The organism is Sulfitobacter sp. HI0040 (genome assembly GCF_001634885.1).
Classification (GTDB): Bacteria; Pseudomonadota; Alphaproteobacteria; order Rhodobacterales; family Rhodobacteraceae; genus Sulfitobacter.
In genome coordinates, this window is record NZ_LWEX01000119.1 from 1 (window position 1) to 4,933 (window position 4,933).

General features: G+C 58.1%; 5 protein-coding genes. All 5 read right to left on the bottom strand.

Annotated elements, in window-relative coordinates; all coding sequences use genetic code 11:
* A partial coding sequence (locus tag A3728_RS22710) for a helix-turn-helix domain-containing protein (RefSeq protein ID WP_201722306.1) occupies positions 1-678 on the bottom strand: 678 nt, incomplete at its 3' end.
* 80 nt (positions 679-758) lie between these two features.
* Entirely contained in the window at positions 759-2,273 is a 1,515-nt protein-coding gene (locus A3728_RS08770) for a TerB N-terminal domain-containing protein (protein ID WP_231886325.1), read from the bottom strand.
* Between the two features lie 116 nt (positions 2,274-2,389).
* Positions 2,390-3,721, bottom strand: coding sequence for a Fic family protein (locus A3728_RS08775; protein WP_082852024.1), 1,332 nt, complete (start codon positions 3,719-3,721; stop codon positions 2,390-2,392).
* Between the two features lie 281 nt (positions 3,722-4,002).
* The gene (gene scpB, locus A3728_RS08780; protein ID WP_040609054.1) at positions 4,003-4,617 is read right to left on the bottom strand and encodes an SMC-Scp complex subunit ScpB; all 615 of its coding nucleotides are present in this window, start codon (positions 4,615-4,617) and stop codon (positions 4,003-4,005) included.
* A gap of 2 nt (positions 4,618-4,619) precedes the next feature.
* Positions 4,620-4,933: DUF1403 family protein (locus A3728_RS08785; protein WP_150120701.1), on the bottom strand; the 314-nt coding region annotated here is incomplete at its 5' end.

Genomic DNA, 4,933 nt, shown 5'->3' on the forward strand with positions numbered 1-4,933 from the left:
CACTGACAGACGCGAAGGTGCCTCGAGAGAGGTGTAATATCCGGTCACCATCCGCGTTGCGACGTCGATCGCCAGCGTGACCCAAGGCCGCCCAATTGGTTTGCGTTCAAAGCCGTCGACAAGAATGATGTCCGCCGGTGTATGATCAATTTGGACGATCTCCAGTGGCATACTGGCCTTGTTCTCACCTGTGACCGGCGCAAATTTCTGGCGGGCCGCCTTTGCGCCCTCTCGTGCCTTCGCAACTTCGCGGGCACCCATCGCATCCAGACGACGCTGAACCGTTCGCCGTGTCGGCGGTTGCAAGCCCTCCTGCCAGCAAGCGTTGCGGATTTCTGTCACGACGCGCGACAAGCTCGAACGCTCCCGGCGCAAGAAATAGCGGCGAAGGTGCTCCTCGATTACCGCTTCGACTTTGCTGGATATTAACATCGTCCCGGTCGGGCGGCCCCGTTTCCGCGGAGCCAGAGCGCTGGTGCGCCCACCCTCTTCCGCCAACCGTTTCATCCAACGCCAGACCGTCGCCCTGCTGACACCAAGCTCCCAAACGGCGTCATTGATGCCACGTTCCAGGCTGCCAGTCCCATTGAGATATGCCTGAACAAGAGGGCGCAGCACCGCGGCCCTGCGCGCCTCTTCAGCACCAACAGCAACGCAGTCTTCGCCATCATCATTCATCGATATTTGCCGCAAATGTCTGTGAACCCTGTCTCAGGTTTAAGGGCAAAAATATCAGAATTAAAGGCAAAATCTCATATTTAAGGGCAAAGCTCAGCCGTTGATTTCGTTGGATTTCCCATCTCACAATTAAGGGCTACGCGACACCAAGATTTCAAGCGGTCCATTTCCTCTGATGGGAAGGCATCCCACAGTTCAGAGGGTAGCAAGGCATGCGCTTCCACGCTTCCGCGGCCATCAGGGTTTCGGCCCAGGAAGCGACTGAGCTTGTCGAGGTCGTTCATCACCTCGTCAGCCAACTCCTGGGCAATCTCGACCGGTTTGCGCAGACCGGAAATATCCGGGACCGGCTTGCCATCAACGGTTGGGTTGGCAGACCCCTCAAACTCGCTCGAGGCGGCCCTATAAGAAGCCGTGAGTGATTTCCGGGGTTTGGTCACTTTCAGTCCATCAGGAAAACGCCGATCAAACCGCAAACGGAAAAGAGCAACGAACTCGTCACGGCACCGCGTCGCGGGAGTTCTCAGATTTGTTTCCGGATGGCAGATGAACCAACTCAGCAACCAGTCAGCTGTCAGGTTCTCGCCTTTGTCGATCCGAGCTCCGATTGCGTATTTGAGTGAGAACGGAAGTTCCCAGCCCTGCTTCTCAAAAATCGGATCGATCGCGTCGAGGTCGGTTTCGGCAAGCATCGCTATGTCGAGGAACTCACCCAAATAGCGCCTGACGGAGTGGTTGTCAGGGTAAAGTGACTGCAGCCGCCGAACTTCCTGGACGATATCCTTTGCGTCTTCATTGGACTGATCAACGAAGAAGCGACGCTCCAGCCCGTAGAAGTACAGGAACATGTAGCCGGGGTTGTAGGAGGCATCGTTTCGCCCGCTGGCCAACCAGTCGAGGTAGGTCGCCCGGCACTGAGGTGAGATATCCGAGTACCCCGGCCAGTAGGGCATACCTTCTCCAGCTTTGTCGGCTCCAGAGCGCGCGACCGACAGGGACGGATCGATATAGGCTCGGCATTTGTCACGATACCCGTAGGTGTTCAGCAAGGGGGGCGTGCCGACATAGACCATCCCGCCGATGTTGCGGCCGGCCACGCTAGCTGTTTCGCTAGACGGGACCCACCCGCTTTTCGTTGGTCGGGACGATACGCTCGATGCCATTCGCGAGGGCTGATTTCGTTCAGCGGCCGCGGCAAGTGCCGGCGCCGCAGACTTTCCAGCCCGAACGATTTCAGCGTAGTCCTGCTTTGGTGGAGAGTAGGCCTGCACGGCAGCCGGTGCTTGAGACGCATTGGCTTCGCGAGTTCGTTCGCGCTCACGCTCGATACGCTTGTCGTTGGCACTTGGGCGCGGCACCGGCTCAGGTCGGGGGGGGTGGGTTTCGGAACTCCCCTCAGCTTGCGCCTTTGCAGCGACTTTCCGCGATCTCCGTTTTTCTTGCCACCAGACCAGAATGACGGGAACACCAAATGCAAACAGCATCTGGCCACCAACCGGCCAACCCTGAAGCATTATGGTCACCACGACCATGCATAAGAAAAAATACAGGGCGAGAAAGAATGTAATTCGGAAAAACTTGAGTATTGAAGACATTATCGGAACTCTCTCCGAACCACACTATTTTGGATGCCCATCATTGCAAAGACTATCGCAATGATTGAATGCGCTTTTGATGCGTAGACGTTCTTCGGTCCGGTTCGATCAACGATCTAGCGCAGGTTCACTCCTTTCAGGTCGTCTGGTTTCAGCCGATAGCGGATTACGTTGCCTTCATGGAGCCCAGCGATCTGCTCACGAACGTAAGCGACAACATCCGCTCGATCAGCATCGGGCACGCCAGCAGCCAAAGCCATCTCATCAACCGCATCGTTTCGGAACTCCTTGAATTCGAGAACGCAACGCCGGACCGCAGCGCGAACGAATTCCCGATAGGCAAGCGCAGCCTTTTCCGGGCTCTCCACCTCAGCGCGAAGAATTCGGTATTTCTCCGCAGACGCCAAGTACGCGTCCATGTAGACCTCACGCAGCAGCGCGACATTGTTCAATTCATAAACCCCGATGAGCCCATCGATATAGTCGCTGTCGTCCATCGTCGTGAACGACATCGGCGCAAGATCCGACTTTAGAAGTGGGATGTTCGAGGCCACGCGCGAGGTTCGCTTGTTGACGTCGGCAAAGGCCTGGAGGTACGGGATGTGCACCAAGAGGAAAAAGGACTGCTCGAACGGATCGGTGATCTGCGCAGCCTTGTGGAGCAGGATGTCGAACTCCTCTGCGATCGTGACCGCATCGTCGAGCGGTCGATAGCTCGAGTGCGAGATGCCGACCGGCATCGCTCGCAATCGGCCCGACATCGCCGGGTCCGCCAGAAGACCATCCGAGAGCAGCGCATGAATCGCGAACAGATCAGGACGCCGAAGCCCGATCTCATCGAGATTGTCGACCACATACTGGATAGCTTCCTTATGGTTTAGGATCATCAGGGCTTCTTTCCGATCCTTTCCCGCAGCTTCCTCACCAAACCTGATCAATCGCTCGGTCTGCAAAATATCGTAGGTGTTCCCCTCCATCCTGGACGACGCCCAACTGAGATCCACCAGAAGCTGTTCAAGGATCCGGCGCGCGTATGTTCCGGCCGGAATTGCGCCGCCCTGCGGACGGCCAGCCTCCAACAGGCTTTCGCGGTTAGGTGCAGACAGATACCAGGTCTTTCCCGGAACGTATGCATCGAGAAACTCCGGTCGATAGGACACCGGTGCTCGCCTGTTGTACGGCGTCGACAAATGCGCCCGAACGACCGCACCCCCGGCGATCCTGTATCCCGTGGCCCTACCCTTGCCAGATACCTCGAGGCGACCTTCTTCCACCATGCGCTTCAAGAGGCGCCATACAGTGGTTTCGCTCACATCCCTTGCAACGCCCTTCCGGATGGCATCGCGTCCGGCACCCGGGTTCTCGCCGACAAAGTCGAGAATGTCTTGATCCGACAAGGCCATGAAACGATATCCCGCAAGTGTGAAACGATTATGATATTGATACACCTACATTTTTCCTTGGCGCAAGTTTTTGTTTCACGGGTTTTGCAACGATTCAGGCGTTAGGAGGCAAAAGCCAACGTCGTCAAAAGGACGAAACGATTATCGCCTTGAAATAGTGAATATTTCTGAGGCTCCACATGAATCGTTGCACGACGAATGAAACGATAAGCGGAACAGCAGAGTCTAAATCAGGTATCAGCAACGGAAACCGGCAAGACTCGAAACCATCGGGGAGAAAACAGTGCTTTCACAGAGTCTTAGCACCCAACAAAATCGGCAACAGCTTAGCCAAAATCGACTTGTGGTACTTCGTCCACAACCCCCGCGTCCTCCAACTGCTCGCGATCGGGAAGATCGCGAAGGCTTTCCAACCCGAAGGCCAAAAGGAACTGTTCGGTGGTGACGAAGGTATAGGGCGCCCCTCGTCGCGGCGACCTTGGCCCTGTCCCGATCAGGTTGCGTGCATGGAGCCGCCCGATCAGATCGCGACTGATCTCCTTGCCGAAGATGTCCTTGAGTCCGTCGCGGGTGATCGGTTGATGGTAGGCGATGGCGGCCAAGACCGCGACGTCGAATTCGCTTAGGTCCAGCAGTTGGTCCCCGACATCTGCCGCCGCGCGGATTGCGGGCGCGTAGGTGGCGCGCGTGCGAAACATCCAGCCGCCAGCGACCTGCGCAACTTCAAAAGCCCGCCCCTCCAGATCGGCAGCGAGGTCCTCCACCAGCAAATCGACCGAGGCCCCCTGCCCCACCACCCGCGCCAGATCCTCGCGGGCGACCGGCGTGGCCGAGGCAAACAGCACCGCCTCAATCCGGCGCATCCATTCCCGCCAGCGCAGCTCGGGCGGCAGGTCCGTCAACGCGCGATCAAGCTCCGGTTCCAAGCGATCCTTCGCCATCGCTACACCCCGTAGAGCCGGAAAGTGTCGCGCCCGGTCAGCTCGCGCACCGCGCCGAGATCGACCAACCGGTCGCAGAGCCGCCGCGCCGCGCGATCCGGAAGCGGCAGCGCCGAGGGCGCCACGGCATCGCGGGTCAGGAACATTTCGACCGCATCATTTGCCCCCTTTGCCCGAAGTTTGGGCGCAATGGCCTTCAGATGCGCCACCCGACGCGCAAGGTCGGCGGCGAGACGCACGGCCTCTACTGCCGACGAGATGAGTGCGCGATGACAGGCCAGGCGCAGGTCATCGCCTTGCTTGCGCAGGTCGGCGC

Coding starts and splice junctions, on each gene's coding strand:
- A3728_RS08770 (WP_231886325.1), bottom strand. CDS start 2,273: ATGTCTTCAATACTCAAGTTTTTCCGAATTACATTCTTTCTCGCCCTG.
- scpB (WP_040609054.1), bottom strand. CDS start 4,617: ATGGCGAAGGATCGCTTGGAACCGGAGCTTGATCGCGCGTTGACGGAC.